A 16,471-nucleotide genomic window follows, 5' to 3' on the forward strand; every position below is an offset into this window, starting at 1 on the left:
CACGAGACGAAAACCCCAGTGGAACAACCCGATAGCCGAGATCGGCCGAACAATCACGCCTCGTATCCAGGTCGATACCGCGCAACATCATTCAGAACAAGCGAGTCAGCTCATCGGTGCATTCAGGTTTAAACAACCACCACGATGATTGACCGTCCAGTCCCGCGTTCTCCGGCGGCGCCACCCAGTCCTTCGGGTCGAGTCCTCGAGCTTCCTGACTGACGACAACCCACCGGGAGATGTCCCATATCGCGAACGGTTGTTCTTGGACCGACGCGTCGAGGTGCACCACATGATGTTATTGGACGTGTTGCAGCCGATCGGAGATAGCGACTGCTCAACCTGTGGCTCCGCAAATTGGGAGGTCTCTTTCGATGCCGATGGTCTTACCATGGCGGTATTTGCGAAAACCACGGCTGACGCCTCAGCAACTTCCACCGGACCACCGCCCCGAGCGATAGCCCCCACTCGGCATTACACGCCGGACAGTCCAAGGCGTCTTGCCCACAGGTAACTCTCGTTCCTGTACCGGTGTCGATCGTGGTCCGGTACCAGGACGTCGTCAGGTGGCAACTTGTAGATAGCTCTGCAGCCAGGACCTGAGCTGTTCTCCATCCACGAGTTGCAAGGGCTTGTTCTGAATGATGCTGTAAGACGCCGGGCCGAAGTTCGACGTCGTGATGAGGATTCCCTTGATCGCACCCTGTTGGCGGACGACGCTGTCGAGGGCGCGGACGTGGTCTGGTCCTACTTGTCCGGAGAATCGTTTCACCGACACTACGACCCGTCCGCCGACGATGGGATCGTTGCTTTCGACGTACAGGTCGACGCCGCCGTCGCCGCTGCGCGGTGTTTCGGACACCACGTAGCCCATCGCTTCTACCAGTCGCGCCACCAGGCCTTCGAATTCCCACGGGTCGATCGTGCGGAGGTCCACTCTGCGCCCGGCGGGTCTACCTGCTGCGGTGTGCGAGGACAGCGGTGTCACGGCCGAGTAATCGCTTGTGTCCCCGCCGTGGGCTCGTACGCTGGCCACCGGGTCGACGTTACGTATGTCCATCTGCCCGAGCTGCATTGGTGAAGTGACGAGCGTCGACCGACACACCCTGCGTGATACTCCGAACGCGGGATCAACCGACCACTCCCACGAATTCACGCCGATGACGACATCGGCGGGCAAACCCGCCGCGCTCGTCGCGCACGAAGCTATATGAGCGTGCGAGAGCGCGGATGCAGCGAACAGGACTGTTGTGAGCCTCGCGAGTTCTTTCGGAGGAAGGTTGGTCGTTTCCATCCGGTCGGTGGCGGCCACGTAGCGGTACTTGTCGAACGGCTGCACCGATGACCGGTCGGGCACGGCCACGTCGATCACGATCTTGTTGGCGGTGGGTTGCACTGACCACTGTTCGGCGTGACCGAAGGTCGGTTGCAGGTCCGCCGCCGTCAGACAGAGGCGCAGCCAGTCCTGCACGGCCTGAGTGTGATTCACCCCAGATGTGTGCCGACGGAGTGCGTCCAGTACAGGTGCGAAGACTGCGGACGGTGCGTCGATCGCTGTCGGCGCTGTGGTTCGGCCGAAGTATCGGCGCCAGGCCGGCTCATTCGGACGTACCGACAGATCGGCGATGCCGAGAAGCGATGTGCTGTCCAACGCAGGGTTCGGAACAGTCCTCATGACGGAGTCGACGGCACTGTGCGAGCGTCGGAGCTCGTCGGTGAGCTGTGCCGCTTCAGCCCGGCGCTGGTTGCGGTAGGCGGTGATCGTTCCCGACTTCGGCCGCGGGCGCGTCCACGGCAGACGCACCGGTCGCCGTTGCTGCGGCCGGCGAGAAGCCACGCCAGCGCGCACCGCGCCGATCAGCTCTTCGACGCCGGCTCCGTCCCACGCGGAGGGGACGACCGGATCTGGTTGCGCCGCTGACGGGGTCGATGCGGGCGCAGTGCGCGGTGAGGTGTCGGCGGCACCGGAAGGTGCCGGGACCGCTACGACCTGGTCGTCGATGTGGATGCCGTGCGTGGAGACGAGTCCGGCCACACCTTCTGCCCATCCTTGCGAGACGGCGCGGACCTTCCACTGGCCTGCGCGTCTGTACAGCTCGACGAGGATGACGCACCGTTCGTTGCTCAGACCCGTCAGTGCGTGAGTAGCGAACGGGTGTCCGTCGATGTCGATATGTACGACACCGCCTCTGTGAGTGACGAAGCTGCCGGACACACCGTCGTCGAGTGCGGCCGCGACGAGGATGGCCTCGACGGACGGTGCAACATCAGTGAGCGAGATAGCCACAGCGTCGTTGTCCACCAGACGAATTGGTGCCTGCGCCGGGCCAGGATTGTTATAGAAGATCAGGTCGTCGTCGGAACGGACCAACCGGCTGTTGTCCAAGAGCAGCGTGTACAGGTCGGTACTGTCGGCGGGCAATGCAGTCACGAACCGCACTCGAATCTCGGCGCCGACTATCGCGGCGTTCGCACCCTTCGCCAACTCAACCATGAGAGCATTCTTCCTTCATTGGCAATCGGGTCGACGGTGGCCACCGTGCTGGTGCCCTGCGCTGTCGGAATAGGGACCGTCAGACTCGGCGGCGTCAGCACGGGGACGGCTGGCGCACGGGGTCATGACCGGCGTCGGCGGGTCGTGCGGTGAACGGACCGCTCGCAAGCGAAACTCGACAGTAGTGATGCGGCTACACCGGAATTCTTCGGACGACCGGAAACGGTGCCTTCGTACAGGACCATGATGCGTTGGCCTGTCAGTACGAGCAGCCTACCCTCTGCCGTCCTAACCGGCGAGTAATGCGGCAAACGGCTCCTGTCCCCTGTTCGGGCTCGCGCCGGCAGTCTGCGAACGCGCCGTTCGTTCGGGACGCGCCCGTGTCCCACAGATCTGTGCCCCAAAAACGGTCTTGGTCTCAACAGGTCAGCGCATCACTACTGGTGAGATGATGCGTGATCGTGGAGGCATGGATGGGCACCGGTTCGTTGCAGTCGATGGGGTGAGGCACCGTTCGTCTCGTTCGCGAGACGAACGTCCACTGTCGGTCAGTGCGTTGCCCGCTCGTGCCCGCGACACCGTGTCGGCTGCTGCGATGCGTCGATCAGCTTCTGCCGCAGGACTCGAACCGAACGCGCCTCAGCCGTGTCGTTGGTAGCGGATACTCTTTCGTCGCCAGAATACAAATCACACGAAGCTCGGAGATCTTGATGGTTGAACCGGTCGGGGTTGACAAGGTCAACCTAGAGAGGGTGAAGAAGGTCAATCTGAAGCGGGTCGGCGACTTCACCAAGTTCGCGCGGGATAGCTCGAAGCAGTTGGGTGAACAGACCAGCGACCTAACGGGCGCCGCGTCAGATTCGTTCGGGAAGCTGACAGCGAAGAAGCCTGACCCCTATCAGGAAGCGATAGTCGAGTACAACGGCGCGTTCACTTCGATGAACGACAAAGGCGTGTCTCTCCTACTCCTACGCGAACGGTCGACAGATCTAATCGAGCTGGTCGAACTGCTGATCAACAGCGTCGTCAATACTCCGAAGTCGTTCGAGACCGACATCGCCAAGATCGACATTCATAAAGCCCAGTTTCTGGGGGCGGAGGAGTTCGCGCGGAAGGATCTCGAAGCCGCACGACAGTCGGCGGCAGGTGCCACTGCCGGGTTCTCCGCAGGCGCTGCGGTCGCGAGCATGGCTCCGACTGCTGCGCTGTGGGTCGCGACCACCTTCGGCACCGCATCGACCGGCACCGCGATCTCCGCACTCTCCGGTGCTGCTGCGTCCAACGCCGCACTCGCATGGCTCGGCGGAGGGGCTGTCGCGGCCGGCGGCGGAGGCACTGCAGCCGGCGGCGCCTTGCTCGCCCTCGCCGGCCCCATCGGCTGGACGGTTGCCGGTGCCACGCTGCTCGCGTCGATAGCGGTGTTCACCAAGAACAAGTTCGATAACCGCGAGGCGAAGCACACGGCGCTGACATCGGTGAAGAAGAACACCGCGCACATCGAAGGCATAGATGCTCAGATCGATGATCTCCTCCGGCGTACAGCGGCCCTCCGAGACAAGCTGCTGCGAAGCTATAGCGCAGCAATGGCCTGCTTCGGCGCTGATTTCCTCGCGTTGTCCGTGCCCCAGCAGTTCCAGCTGGTGGCGCTGGTGAACAACACGAAGGCATGCGCAGCTCTGCTGACGAAGCGCATCGAGCAGGGTACCGATGATGAATGAGGCTGTGAAGCTCACGAAGAGCAACCAGGAACAAGCTGTCGCTGCCTGGGTGAACTACCTCAATCAACTCAGGCTCGACAACCTCCTGAACACCCTCGACCAACAGGACATGAATCTGGCGGATGCGCTCGCCAGCGTCACCTCGGCGGTTCGAAAGATCGACCTCGAGGTGGTCACCACCAACCGCGGCGGCGTGAAGGGCATGCACGGCTTCATCGCCGAAGTCGCAGAGGTGGGCGTCGGCAACGCTCGACGCCAGATCTACGGCGAGAACCCGCTTTACCAGTGGGTGAACGACAACGGCCCCGTTGACCTGATGCGCAGCGGCGTAGCGATCCAGCAGAAGTTCGTCGCCGCCGGCGGTAGGTTCGGTCTCGGCGCGATCACGGACCACCTCCAGAAATATCCCGACTTCGTCGAGAGCGGCGGGAAGTACCAGATCCCCCGCGACCACTTCGAGGTCATCCAGAAACTGCACGCCTTGCCACGCGAGGAAGCAAGCAAACTTCTGACGATCGGCGGCGACGGCCCGTCTCTCAAGGACTGGGTGCGAGTCCAAACCTTCTTCGGGGAGGGATCTGTGGGCATCGAGTCACTCGAGCCCTCGCACCTGACGTACTCCGAGGTTCAAAAGGGTTCCTACGGAGCGACTCTGGAGTCAGAAGCGGATTCCCTGCGCTCCACCGACCAGTCCCTGCGGGACGACGCATATCAAGAGCGCAAGCCAGTCCTGCGGGAGGGCATAAAGGCCACACTCGCAGCCGCCGCCATCGAAGGCGGGACCGCCTTGATACTGGCCGTAGTTGAGAAACGCCGGACAGGAAAGCAGCTCAAAGATTTCACGCGCGAGGACTGGACCGAGATCGCAGCTGTAGGCGGTGTCGGTGCCGTCAAGGGCGGTGTCCGAGGACTCAGCATCTACTGGCTCACAAACATCGCTGCCACCCCCGCCGCCGTGGCCAGCTCGATCGTCACCGCAGCTTTCGGCGTCGCGGAGCAAGCGAACAAACTCCGCCGCGGTGAAATCGATGAGTTGGAGTTCATCGAGAACTCGGAGCTCGTCTGCCTGGAGACCGCCGTCAGCGCCCTGTCCTCCTTCGTCGGGCAGGCCATCATTCCGGTGCCGATACTTGGTGCCGTGATCGGCAATACTGTCGGCGTTGTCATGTACAAGGCTGTGTCGTCTTCGCTCTCAGAGCGTGAGGCTTCGCTGATCGAGCGCTATCTCGGCGAGCAGCAGATCATCGACAAGCAGCTCGCTGCCGAGTACCAGCAGCTCATAGAGCAGCTTGATGCGAGCATGTCCGACTACCTCGGTGTGCTCGACCGCGCCTTCGCCCCTGACATGGAGGTCGCTCTCGTCGGGTCCGTCGAGCTCGCGCTCGAACTTGGGGTGGCCGCCGCCGAGGTCTTGGATTCAGACGAGAAAGTCCACTCTTACTTTCTCGACTAGCGCAACGCCCCAGAAAAGTGGACAGGCAGTGTCATTTCCGCCGAGCTCATCCCGTTACTCAAGCGTGTAATGGACCGGTCGACCAAGGGTGGCAGCCGCTAAACCCCGAGCCGCGCGCCTGGGTGCCTGGGTGCCAAGCGAATGAGGCACGCCATGCCTCCTTGTCATACGGGATCACTTTCGATGCAGTCCGACCCACACCTTCGCGACCTCGGAAGCCGCCTCTCGCGCTGTCACGGCCAGCCGCGTCTGCCCCGATAGCTGACTCTCCCACTCGGATTCGGTCGGAGCATCCGAGAATTGCCATTCACCTGGCAGCTTGTTCGTGGGCCCGAACCTCCGATACAAATCGGCCACTTCAGGCTTGAATGCGCCAATCCGATTGAGTGCCCACAAGTCCCACAGATCACGCGAAGCCCGCCGATCACACCAGGTCGCCGTCTTACCTGCAACGAACGCGGGCAACACCGGGACCGTCAACTCAGCATGGGGCGCATCTTCATACCGCTGTTCGAGCTGTCGGCTTTCCTGTGGCCATGCCGGACGACCTTCCGCCGACAGCAACTGCACCTTGACCGCCAGTCCGGACTGCGACCTCAACACTGCACCGAGATGCTCAGGCACCTCGGTGATCGCGGAATCCCACACCAGTCGCCCGTGACTGCGCATCACCGCACGCGGCAAAGCTCGGTCGAGATCACGAGCGACCTCAGACCTCGAGCCGACAGCAATCAGGTCGATGTCCTCACTGAGACGACCGTCGACCAGATGGGTTCGAGCCAATGCTGTCCCGCCGATGAACACAATCCGATCCACGAAGTGCGCACTCAGATAGCCGAGCAGGTGTGAGATCAGGTGATCCCGCTCGACTTGAGCACGCGCGACGCCGAATTGCGTTGCCACCGAGTCCAGCTCATCAGGGTTCATCGCTGCTCCCCCAACCGATCCTGCAACCGCACTAACGTCGTTCGCATCTTCTGAGTGGCAGCGATCTCGGCCACCACATCCGGGTCACAACGTCGATACAACTGCTCCACTGCCGGCCACACCTCCGGCTCGGCGTCACCGAGACCTGGACGCTTCACCAGATCCAACACCGTCTGCTCCGCAGTAGTCACTAGCACCGCACCCAACTCGGTATCGATGCGCTCCGCATCCAGACGTGCCGTGTCGCGAACGACGAACCGAACGACCGCCTGCCGATCCGCTAATCGAATCGGATCGTGCCGCGTCGGCACAGCCACCACAGCCGTCGCTAACGCCCGCGGAATCACACCGTGCAACCGGGCCGCACTGACACCCATCACCACAGCGTCATCGCGGCCGTAGGCAGCAACCGCGATACCGGCTGCCGCAGCCTCCAGGCCAGGCATCCACTCGGCTCCGACCTGATCTTCGGGCACGGCTACGTAGAAGCCCGTCGCCAGTCGATGCAGTAGACCCACGTCCGTCAGCCGTGCGAGCTCGGCCCGCGGGTGCGCATACACGTCCGCGGCTGTCGCGGCTCGCACCATCCGCATCGGAAGCCGCGCAAACTCCGGAGGCAGACCGGTCCGACGGCGTCGAACATCGCTCGAAGTCACGGCCACCTCCAGTCAGTATCGGATACGTAGGCTCAGAGCCTACAGAATCAGCACTGACAGCAACACCCCGAGCGAACGCCGACGCCGCCTGCCCAGGCCATACGCATCCACCTGCACCCACACGAACGCTCACCGGTGAGTTAGCAATGAGTTGTGACATTCTGTGACACCGAGCGACCGATTCTCCCGATCAACTGGCAAATCCCCAGGTCATAGGCGACACATAAACCCAGGTGGACGAACCGGGTTCGCAAAAGAAACGAGCGGCCACAGCGGACCAAAAAGAGACGGCCCCAACCATTTTCGCTGGTCAAGGCCGTCTCGTGGAGCCTCCTAACGGGATTGAACCGTTGACCGCTCGCTTACAAGTATGTTGGGAGACAACCACATACGTCCATCTGGACCCATCGTAGAGGCTCTGACCTGCGTCAATCGTTCAGGTGGTACCACCTGAATCCATGCTCGTTCGTACCGAATTATGACACGCTCGTGACACCGAACTGGGCGGCGAAAACCAGCTGGCGAGCAGCATCGCGTAGCTGCCCGCCGAGTCGCTGAGCAGTCCGCCGACGCTGTGGACAAGCAGGTTCAGGCTCACGGCTTCACCGTCGGCATCGGCGACATCGGCTCTTTCGTTCTCTTCCTCTTTCAGGTGGCCGAAGGCGACCCGCATCGCGGGTCATATATAAAGATTCCGATAGTTTTTTTACATGTCCTGAAGACATGTAAAAAAACTTTCTACTTCAGCTGACCTGCGGAGCTTTCCGGGCGGACCAGCAACTCAAGGAACTCCCGGTTGATGAATAGACGGTCCCTCCCCACTTTCGCTTCCTGCAACATGCCGGCGTCGACGAGAGCATTCAGCCAGGCCGTCGCAGTCGGCCGTGAGACACCGCATCTCGACATGACCGTATTGATTCGGCAATACGGCTGCTCGAAGAGCACCGACTGGAAAATCGAGTCCGCACCACCTCGGGAGGCCACCCGAGCCCGCTGACCGAAGTCATCCTGCAGCGCGCGGAGCGCCTCGATCTTGCGCAATGTGTGCACTGACGTCTGTTCGATGCCCGCGAGGATATAGAGAAGCCATGCCTCCCACGCACCGTCGGACGTCACGGCCAGCAACAAGCGGTAGTAGTCGTTCTTCGTATCAATGATGTACCGCGACAGGTACAGAACCGGCATCCTCAACAACCCAGCCTCGACAAGCATCATCACGTTCAGAATGCGTCCCGTCCGCCCATTTCCATCGACAAAGGGATGGATCGCCTCGAACTGGTAGTGCGCTGCCGCCATGCGCACCAGCGGATCCATGCCGTCGTCCGAGTGGATGAACCGTTCCCACTCGCTGAGCTTGCCTTTGATCAGAGCGCGACCTTCCGGTGGACTGTAGGCGACCTCGCCAGTGACGGGATTGCCGATGCGAGTTCCGGGGAGTGCGCGAATCTGCATCCCGCGGCCCTTAATCGTGCTACACACGTCCAGTGCGGCGGAAGTCGTCAGACCCCGATCAACAGTGCGCTCGAAGCCGACTCGAAGAGCAGTCCGGTAGCGGAGCGTTTCCCTGGTAGCCGGGTCGGCACCCGCGTCATCTTCCAGATGACGAAAAAGGTCATCCGTCGTAGTCACGATGTTCTCGATCTCCGAGCTCGCCTGGGCTTCCAAAAGCGGAATCGAGTTGATCAGCACTGTCGGGTTGGGAATGGATACAACCGCCTGATCGAGCTTGGCGAGCGCCGCGTTGGCCCCGATCGCTGCTTTCAGGACGGCGTAAGTCTCCAGCTGACCTACGCCGGGAGGCGGCGGGAGCTCGTTGTACGGAACGTCGGATCGCCAGGCTGTCATGCGTGGACAATGCCACGCCGAAGCCTGATATGTAAAGAAAACTACCAAATGTTTACAGATTTGGTTGATGTTCGCACTTTCTTGCAACATCGACCTCTCGGAAACAGCGCACACCCCCACGCCGACGCCGCCCTCCAGGCCAATCGAATCCGCCTGGATGCACACGAACGCTCGGCGGTGAGTTAGCAACGAGTTGTGACATTCTGTGACACCGAAGGCCGAACCAAGCTGACGAACCAGCAAATCCCCGGGTCACAGAAGCCGCATAACCCCAGGTGGACGAACCGGTCTTGCACAAGAAACGAGCGGCCACAACAGGCCAAAAAGAGACGGCCCCAACCATTTCTACTGGTCAGAGCCGTCTCGACGAGCCTCCTAACGGGATTGAACCGTTGACCGCTCGCTTACAAGTATGTTGCGACACAATCAGATACGTCCTCATGGAGACATGAACACACCTCTGAACTGGATGGATAGTCCAGGTGGGACCATCCGAATCCACTCTCGACGGTGCCGACTTGTGACACGCTCGTGACACCGAGATTGGCTCCACGAATCGTCGTCAACAGCGATAGATCCTCCTGGACGTGCTCGAATCCGGAGCGTCATGGACGCTCAAACCCGCAGTTCGTCGTACCCGAAGAGTCCATCATGCCCCACGAAACCATCGTTGATTGCTGCCGCGCCTAGTCGCATCCACGACTAGCTTCACATGCACCGGAACCCAAAACAGGGGCCCTGCTACGCCGCGTGTGACGGTTTGATCTGGCGCCGCAGAAGCGCGGATCAGTCCCACGTGTTAGTGCACCAACGACCTGAGTGTGGTCGAGTATCGGTCAGATGCACACCGGCGCCGTCGAACGCTTTTTGGTAGCGAGGAACGTTGTCCTACGCGTGCTGTAGTGACCATAAATGTCGTTCGAAATGGAGGGTGGAGATGCGATCGCGCGAACCCAAACCGATGGCGGCTGCGGCGGCGGGAGGTAGACATCACTGTGGTCGTCTCTTGGTCGTCCGGGTGTCACGCGTCGAAGTCGCAGTTGACGGTCACGGTGTCGCCGAGGGCGAAGGTCTGGCAGGTGAGGATGAAGCCGGCCGCGACCTTGGCAAATCGGCCGTGCTCCGGTGAACAGTCCGGTGGTGAGCAATGCGGTACCGGCCCAATCGACAGGCTCCTCGGATGCGTCGACCGACTCACCGAGTTCAACCCAACACACTGAAGGCAAACGAGACAGGTTGAGCCTCGTGGCCTCGAAGACAAGCGCTGAGGACAGAATCGACAAACCGGGGCAAAGCTTGCGGGGCAAAGAAGACTTACAATTTCTAGGACGGTGACGGTCGGCGGGACGCGAGACAAGGAGGACCTGGTGCACACGAAGGCAACGTTGTTCGAGAGGGTCTCGGCGCCCGATTCCGGCGTGCTCGAACGACTCGATGCCGACACGCTGTCCCAACGCATCGTCACTGGCGCCTTCGACGAAATCGCCACCCACGGATGGCAGCGGATGACGATGCACAACGTCGCGAAGCGCAGCGGGCTCGGGCGAGCCACCGTATACCGCCGGTTCCCCAGCAAAGACGACCTACTCGAGGCAGTCGTTCTCTCGGAAATGCGGAAATACCTCGCAGCGAACGCAGTAGCGCGCGTAGGACTATCGCACGAGCAGGACAGAATCGCCGAAAGCGCCGCGTTCGCCGTGGAATACTTACGGGCGCATCCACTACTGAACCGCATGCTCGAAACCGAGCCCGAAACATTGGTGCCGAGCTTGACGTCGAGTGCGTTGATCGGCTTCGCCCGCGAATTCATTGCGGGAATGTGGCGCCAGGAAATACACGGCGATGAGCCCATCACCGCCGAGCGTGCTCAGCACCTCAAGGCAGTCGCCGAGATCCACGTCCGACTCACCCTCTCGTTCCTCGTGAGCCAGGACAGCGCGATCCCGCTCGCAACCGGCGAAGACGCCCGTACATTCGCCCGCCGCTACCTCGCCCCGTTACTTACTGCCTGAAGCAGGCAGCCGCTACCTCCGTCAGGTTGGAGCGCGAAGTCTACGGCGGTCCCGGCAATCGGGCGGACAGAACTTGCATGCTCAGCGCGCACCGAGGTCGCGAAGGAGTGCAAAGAGGTGTTCACCGAGGAGATCTCGGGCGGCGAACCCGAACAGGTCCAGACGGCGGGTGTGCGCAAGCAGGAGTAGCCCGGTGGCATGGGCAAAGGCATCAGCGGTGATCGTGCGCGCGGCCTCGCCGTCGATACCGAGGCCCCGGGCCGCATCGGTGATCGGACGCAGGCTGGCAACGAGTTTGCCGTTGAGTTCGGCGTCGAGTTCGGAGGTCAGTCCGCGGGGGGTGCGTGAGTCTGCGCAACCCAGGTCGACGAGGTAGGTGTTGTTGTTGCGCGTAAACGCGGATCGATTCTTGGGCCGAATCAGGTGAGCAAGTCGCGCATTGCGCTCTTCGGCGGTCGTTGATCGAGGCGTTTGCCGGTCATGGACAGGACGTTCGCGGGTCTACTCGCGATCGGAGTGGTTCGGCAGTACCGCATGAAATCCAGGACGGTTTACACGGTGACGGCGCTGAGGTCGATGCCCTCGGAGTTGAGCCACCGACAGAACGCCAGCAGGTCGTAACCGTCTGCGCGGACGGTGCGCGGTGAGTTGTTGCGATCGGAGGGGTATCCGAGGCAGTAGTTGATCAACGAGTACTTGCCGGCATCCGACCCTCAAAGTCTCCAGGCGACATCGGCGCCGGGTTCGAGACGCAGCGTGCGCTGATTCGTTACGAGACACGTGTAACCCCAACGTCACCACCGATCAAGCGTTCCGCGGGTCGGCCTGTCGTCCTACAGGTAACGATTCGGTGGAGTAGCCGGTAAACAGGCAGGTGCCGACTAGGTCCGTAGAGCCTCGCAATCCATTGTGCGACAGTGCGTGCACAAATTTGCGCGACCGGAATGGCTACCCTGATCAGAGTGAACAATTGTCTCTGTCAGATTTGTCTGCGCTACAAGCGTTCTCCCCGGCGGTGATGCCTACGTCGGTAGTTCGTCGGCGATGAAACCGCCCCAGCGCTGCGCGGGTCGACGTCGGACGTGGGGCGACAGGTCTGGCGGCGGTGGTCGGTCATCACCTCAGGTCGGCGACGAGGGCATGTTCGGCCGGCCGCACCAGCAGTCGAAGCCCGGGCCCGAATTCATCGGTGGTGGCGGGGTCGACGATCCGGGGGGTGACGAGTACGGCGGTGCGCCCCAGTCGTTGGATCGACGCACTCTGGTGATGCATAACGTTGCGAACCCAATCGGAATTTGCGCCGTAGTGCAGAGCGACCACGATGCGCCCGCGGCTGCGCCACGCGAGGACCGGCGTCCGGTATTCCCGACCGGACGTGCGTCCATGGTGGATGATGATCGCCCAGGGTGGTATCAGCCACGCCCAGCTCTTCTGCACCCGGTTGTTGACGTACTTGTTGAACAGCGCGAGTCGGCGTGGGAGTTGCATGAGTCCTGCACTTTCGGTCAGAGAATATGAGGGCCGGTCCGGTAGGGGTATTTTTCGTCGGGGCTGCCCGACGGAACTCGATCGGCTCCGTCGGATGGAGGCGACACCACTTGACTACAGCATTTGATACATTAATCGTATCATCGTCTCACAATGGACGTAACCGAAACTTTTCGGGCTGTCCTGCGGCGCTTTCGTGTCCGGAACCACGGGTGGTCCGCAGCGCGCGATGGCGGTGCGTCATGCCGTGAGCAGCGGGGCGAGGTAGCAGCGAGCAAATATGCGCTGCAAGTATTGAACGGCGAAGGCGGCAGTCTCGGCGATTCGGTTTTACTGGAATCTCATGTCTACGCGTACGGCGGCATTTCCGGCGAGATATTTACGCACCTCAGCCAAAACCAGGGTTCGAGAAGGTCGTCCTTGCTGACGAACAGGCGATACACAGTGGCTCTGCCCATCCCACTTCGACGAGCGACATCGCACATCGGTGTCACGAGCTACTATCCGCTCCAACAGTCTCGCATTCACGACCTCGTCGTCCATCGTTGACTCCCGCCCACCACGCGATGCTTACACCGAGACAGCACATGTCTCCGTGTCTCGACATTCGCTGCACTAGCGTCTATATTGAGCGCATGAAGTCACCTTTGCGCGCGATCACGATCGCCGTCGCTCTCGTCATGGCATCGGGAACTCTGGCCGCGGTTACTGTTCCGGTAGCGTCAGCAACGACAGATTTTTACACGCCACCAGCGGAATTCGACACTTCGCCGGGCGCGATCATCAAATCCCGGCCGACGCCGATCTTCTTACAGATTCCCGCAGATCCGCGACCCTTCCCGGGCCAGGGAACCACGGTGATGTACACCTCCAAGCTGCAAGACGGTACGCCCGCCGCGGTCACCGGGACCCTTATTGAACCGTTCGCGCCATGGAATGGGAACGGTCCCCGCCCGACCATCGTGATGGCCCCGGGCACCATCGGCCAGGGAGACCAGTGCGCGCCGTCGAAGCTGTTCGGCCTGCCGATTTCTCTGGACCCGGCAAAGCTGTCCATCGGCGCGAACTATGAATTGCTGTTCGCTAACTTCCTTCTTTACCAGGGTTACAGGATCCTGATGACCGACTACATCGGGCTCGGCACACCGGGTATGCACACGTATGTGAACCGTGTCGAGGAAGGCCACGCGGTCCTCGACGGTGCCCGCGCCGCATTGCAGTTCGCCAAGCTGCCATCCGACTCGCCGGTCGGTTTTTGGGGTTACTCCCAGGGCGGTGGCGCCACCGCGTCAGCGGCCGAGATGGCCTCGACCTACGCCCCAGAGCTCAACGTCAAGGCCACGTACTCTGGTGCACCACCGGCGAATTTGTCCAAAGTGCTCACGGTCGCGGACGGTACCTTGGCCATGGGCGTGATCGGCTACGCGATCAACGGACTCCTTGCGCGATATCCGTCTACGGTCCCGCTCATCGACGAAGTCCTCAATCCCGCTGGTAAACAGGCCATCGAGACCCTGTCGACGTCATGCGTCGCCGACACCGTCTTACGCTACGGGTTTCACCACACCAGCGAGTGGACCACTTCCGGGCAGTCGATCGCCGAAGCGGCGCTGAGCTATCCGGCAGTCCAGGAGGCGATCGACGAGCAGACGATCGGACGACTCAAGCCCACCGCTCCCGTCCTGGTCGACACCGGGATCAACGACGACCTCGTCCCGCACGGACAGGTGATCGACATGGTCGACAGCTGGCGGGCCAAAGGCGCCGACGTGCAGGTCATCAACGACGCCACCCCGCCAATCTTCCCGGGCCTGGTGGTGAACCACGGCCTGCCGTACCTGTTCAGCACACTTCCGGCCTACAAATTCCTCTACGACAGGTTCAACGCACCGAGCTGACCCCACGCGGCTGCTCACAGGGGTCGCCGGTGAGCAGCCGAAGCGCGGCCATGACTGGATGGCTGACGTGTCACCACAACCACATCCCGCGAGATGATCCATACGGACTCCTCGTCGAACGCCTCGCCTGAACATGCACAGTGGCGGGCTTCTCTCCCGGAGTCACTGCGTGGGAAGACCTCGATCCCGTTAGCTCACTTTGTTTCGGAGACCAGCGGCTATCGCCGCATGAGATATCAACCCTAAGCCTCGATCCACCGATGAATTCGCGAGGTAGTGGAGTGTCGAACTGAAGAAAGTGCCCTCCGAGCTGGGATGATTTGAGTTCTCACACAACAAATCGGACCGCTCGAGTAGGACACTTCCAGTGCGATCATCCCACACCTTCCTTGCTGATTCCGCGAAGTTCGACGACGACCATCTCGTGTCGAGTGCCGGCCTGGTGCCGATCATGACTCTCGCCGACCAGACAGGCCTGACCGAACTGCTGGCGGGCAAAGTGTCGATCACTTCGCCGAAGATCGCATCGTCGGCGGCGAACCTGGCACCGAAACTGACGACGTTGATCGCGGCGATGTGCGCCGGCGCCGACAGTATCGACGACATCGACGTGCTCCGATCCGGCGGAATGAAGCACCTCTTCAGGTCCGTGTATGCACCCTCGACCGTCGGAAAATTGCTGCGCGAGTTCACCTTCGGACACAACCGCCAACTCGAATCCGTCCTACGCGAACACCTCGTCGCTCTCTCCGCACGCACCGAGATCCTGCCCGGCATCGCAGATCGGGCGTTCATCGACATCGACTCACTCCTGCGACCGGTGCACGGTCACGCCAAACGGGGCGCCTCCTACGGCCACAGCAAATCGCCGGCAAACAGATACTCCGCAAAGGACTGTCCCCGCTCGCCACAATCATCAGCACCGCCGACTCCGCGCCCGTCATCACCGGTATGCGTCTGCGAGCAGGCAAAACCGGATCGGGCACCGGCGCGGCACGAATGGTCGCCCAAGCCATTACCACCGCCCGGATGTGCGGCGCGGCGGGAAAGATCATGGTCCGAGAGGACTCTGCGTACGGCAACAATCGCGTCGTGCGCGCGTGCATCAATGCCCGTGTCGAGTTCTCGTTCGCAGGCGATCAAGAACCGACTGGTGCAGCAGGCCATCGACTCCATCGCTGACGATGCATGGACACCCGTTCGATACCCGGGCGCTGTGCGCGACGAGGACACTGGCGCCTGGATCTCCGACGCCGAAGTCGCCGAAATGGGTTTCGCCGCTTTCTCGTCCACTGCTCATCCGGTCACGGCACGACTGATTGTCCGGCAAGTCAAGGACGCACGCTTCCCGGATGCCCGGTTCCCGGTGTGGCGGCATCACCCGTTTTTCCGCCGTCAGCACACTGCCCACCACGACCGCCGATGTCACCCACCGAGCCCATGCGATTATCGAGACAGTGTTCTCCGATCTGATCGACGGACCGCTCGCACACATGCCCTCGGGCTCGTTCGGCGCCAACTCCGCCTGGGTGCAGTGCGCCGCGATCGCCCACAACCTCCTACGCGCAGCCGGGACCGTCGCAGGTGGTCAACTCAGGAAAGCTCGCGGCGCGACACTGCGCCGCAAACTCGTCGACATTCCCGCCCGCTTCGTCCGGCCGCAACGCACACCCACCTTGCACCTACCCAGACGCTGGCCGTGGATGAATGCGTGGCTTCAATTGTGGCGCAACATTATCGAATCCAGCCCGCCCGCCGTGGTCTGACACCGACCACCTCGCCGCACCGGCCCGAACAACGACAATCGTGGAAATGCTGGGTAGACCAGCGGTCCAATCATGAAGCCCAAATACTCTGAACCGCACCGGTGAGTCCGGAGACTTGGTTTCGTGTGAGTTCGGTCAGCTCGCGAGCTGATCCGATTGTCGAGTGTAGTGGAGCTGTTCGCATTCGATCGGCGGGATGTCGCCGCAGAATCCG

The 16,471-nt window shown here is 61.6% G+C and carries 13 protein-coding genes and 1 pseudogene; 6 read left to right on the forward strand and 8 right to left on the reverse strand.

The window, feature by feature from the left end:
- Positions 1–562 precede the first annotated feature (562 nt).
- Positions 563–2,494, reverse strand: a complete 1,932-nt coding sequence (locus QMK17_RS25345; protein WP_283512057.1) for a restriction endonuclease — start codon at positions 2,492–2,494, stop codon at positions 563–565.
- A 752-nt stretch (positions 2,495–3,246) separates the two neighbouring features.
- Between QMK17_RS25345 and QMK17_RS25350 the strand changes: the two genes are divergently transcribed.
- Together QMK17_RS25350 and QMK17_RS25355 are read left to right on the forward strand one after the other, a co-directional pair.
- Positions 3,247–4,212: a hypothetical protein gene (locus tag QMK17_RS25350; RefSeq protein WP_283512058.1), complete on the forward strand. Its 966-nt coding sequence runs from the start codon at positions 3,247–3,249 to the stop codon at positions 4,210–4,212.
- Between the two features lie 4 nt (positions 4,213–4,216).
- A complete protein-coding gene (locus QMK17_RS25355; RefSeq protein ID WP_283512059.1) occupies positions 4,217–5,665 on the forward strand; it encodes a hypothetical protein in 1,449 nt (482 codons plus the stop codon).
- A gap of 174 nt (positions 5,666–5,839) precedes the next feature.
- Here QMK17_RS25355 and QMK17_RS25360 read toward each other — a convergent pair whose 3' ends face one another.
- The 4 genes from QMK17_RS25360 to QMK17_RS25375 form a co-directional block, all read right to left on the reverse strand.
- Positions 5,840–6,592, reverse strand: a complete 753-nt coding sequence (locus tag QMK17_RS25360; protein WP_283512060.1) for a nucleotidyl transferase AbiEii/AbiGii toxin family protein — start codon at positions 6,590–6,592, stop codon at positions 5,840–5,842.
- Entirely contained in the window at positions 6,589–7,248 is a 660-nt protein-coding gene (locus QMK17_RS25365; RefSeq protein WP_336620189.1) for a type IV toxin-antitoxin system AbiEi family antitoxin domain-containing protein, read from the reverse strand. Before QMK17_RS25365 ends, QMK17_RS25360 begins: the two co-directional genes overlap by 4 nt.
- A gap of 436 nt (positions 7,249–7,684) precedes the next feature.
- Positions 7,685–7,921, reverse strand: a complete 237-nt coding sequence (locus tag QMK17_RS25370) for a hypothetical protein (RefSeq protein ID WP_283512061.1) — start codon at positions 7,919–7,921, stop codon at positions 7,685–7,687.
- A 65-nt stretch (positions 7,922–7,986) separates the two neighbouring features.
- Positions 7,987–9,093, reverse strand: a complete 1,107-nt coding sequence (locus QMK17_RS25375; RefSeq protein WP_283512062.1) for a Fic family protein — start codon at positions 9,091–9,093, stop codon at positions 7,987–7,989.
- A 1,367-nt stretch (positions 9,094–10,460) separates the two neighbouring features.
- Between QMK17_RS25375 and QMK17_RS25380 the strand changes: the two genes are divergently transcribed.
- On the forward strand, positions 10,461–11,105 hold the full coding sequence (locus QMK17_RS25380; RefSeq protein WP_283512063.1) for a TetR/AcrR family transcriptional regulator: 645 nt from the start codon (positions 10,461–10,463) through the stop codon (positions 11,103–11,105).
- Between the two features lie 198 nt (positions 11,106–11,303).
- Positions 11,304–11,453, forward strand: a complete 150-nt coding sequence (locus QMK17_RS25385; RefSeq protein ID WP_283512064.1) for a hypothetical protein — start codon at positions 11,304–11,306, stop codon at positions 11,451–11,453.
- A gap of 203 nt (positions 11,454–11,656) precedes the next feature.
- Here the strand turns inward: QMK17_RS25385 and QMK17_RS25390 are convergent, their stop codons facing one another.
- The 3 genes from QMK17_RS25390 to QMK17_RS26570 all read right to left on the reverse strand — a co-directional run bounded on the left by QMK17_RS25390 (position 11,657) and on the right by QMK17_RS26570 (position 13,078).
- Positions 11,657–11,794: a hypothetical protein gene (locus QMK17_RS25390; protein ID WP_283512065.1), complete on the reverse strand. Its 138-nt coding sequence runs from the start codon at positions 11,792–11,794 to the stop codon at positions 11,657–11,659.
- Between the two features lie 427 nt (positions 11,795–12,221).
- Positions 12,222–12,593, reverse strand: coding sequence for a nitroreductase family deazaflavin-dependent oxidoreductase (locus tag QMK17_RS25395; RefSeq protein WP_283512066.1), 372 nt, complete (start codon positions 12,591–12,593; stop codon positions 12,222–12,224).
- Positions 12,594–12,940: 347 nt separating this feature from the next.
- Positions 12,941–13,078: a helix-turn-helix domain-containing protein gene (locus tag QMK17_RS26570; RefSeq protein WP_442972831.1), complete on the reverse strand. Its 138-nt coding sequence runs from the start codon at positions 13,076–13,078 to the stop codon at positions 12,941–12,943.
- 150 nt (positions 13,079–13,228) lie between these two features.
- Here QMK17_RS26570 and QMK17_RS25400 point away from each other — a divergent pair, with 150 nt between their 5' ends.
- The gene (locus tag QMK17_RS25400) at positions 13,229–14,491 is read left to right on the forward strand and encodes a lipase family protein (protein ID WP_283512067.1); all 1,263 of its coding nucleotides are present in this window, start codon (positions 13,229–13,231) and stop codon (positions 14,489–14,491) included.
- Between the two features lie 367 nt (positions 14,492–14,858).
- Positions 14,859–16,257, forward strand: a pseudogene (locus QMK17_RS25405) (IS1380 family transposase).
- The last annotated feature ends 214 nt before the right edge of the window (positions 16,258–16,471 follow it).

It is taken from the genome of Rhodococcus sp. G-MC3 (assembly GCF_030063335.1).
Classification (GTDB): Bacteria; Actinomycetota; Actinomycetes; order Mycobacteriales; family Mycobacteriaceae; genus Rhodococcoides.

Coding starts and splice junctions, on each gene's coding strand:
- QMK17_RS25385 (WP_283512064.1), top strand. CDS start 11,304: ATGGGCAAAGGCATCAGCGGTGATCGTGCGCGCGGCCTCGCCGTCGAT.
- QMK17_RS25395 (WP_283512066.1), bottom strand. CDS start 12,593: ATGCAACTCCCACGCCGACTCGCGCTGTTCAACAAGTACGTCAACAAC.
- QMK17_RS25360 (WP_283512060.1), bottom strand. CDS start 6,592: ATGAACCCTGATGAGCTGGACTCGGTGGCAACGCAATTCGGCGTCGCG.
- QMK17_RS25375 (WP_283512062.1), bottom strand. CDS start 9,093: ATGACAGCCTGGCGATCCGACGTTCCGTACAACGAGCTCCCGCCGCCT.
- QMK17_RS25370 (WP_283512061.1), bottom strand. CDS start 7,921: ATGCGGGTCGCCTTCGGCCACCTGAAAGAGGAAGAGAACGAAAGAGCC.
- QMK17_RS25400 (WP_283512067.1), top strand. CDS start 13,229: ATGAAGTCACCTTTGCGCGCGATCACGATCGCCGTCGCTCTCGTCATG.
- QMK17_RS26570 (WP_442972831.1), bottom strand. CDS start 13,078: ATGTGCGATGTCGCTCGTCGAAGTGGGATGGGCAGAGCCACTGTGTAT.
- QMK17_RS25345 (WP_283512057.1), bottom strand. CDS start 2,494: ATGGTTGAGTTGGCGAAGGGTGCGAACGCCGCGATAGTCGGCGCCGAG.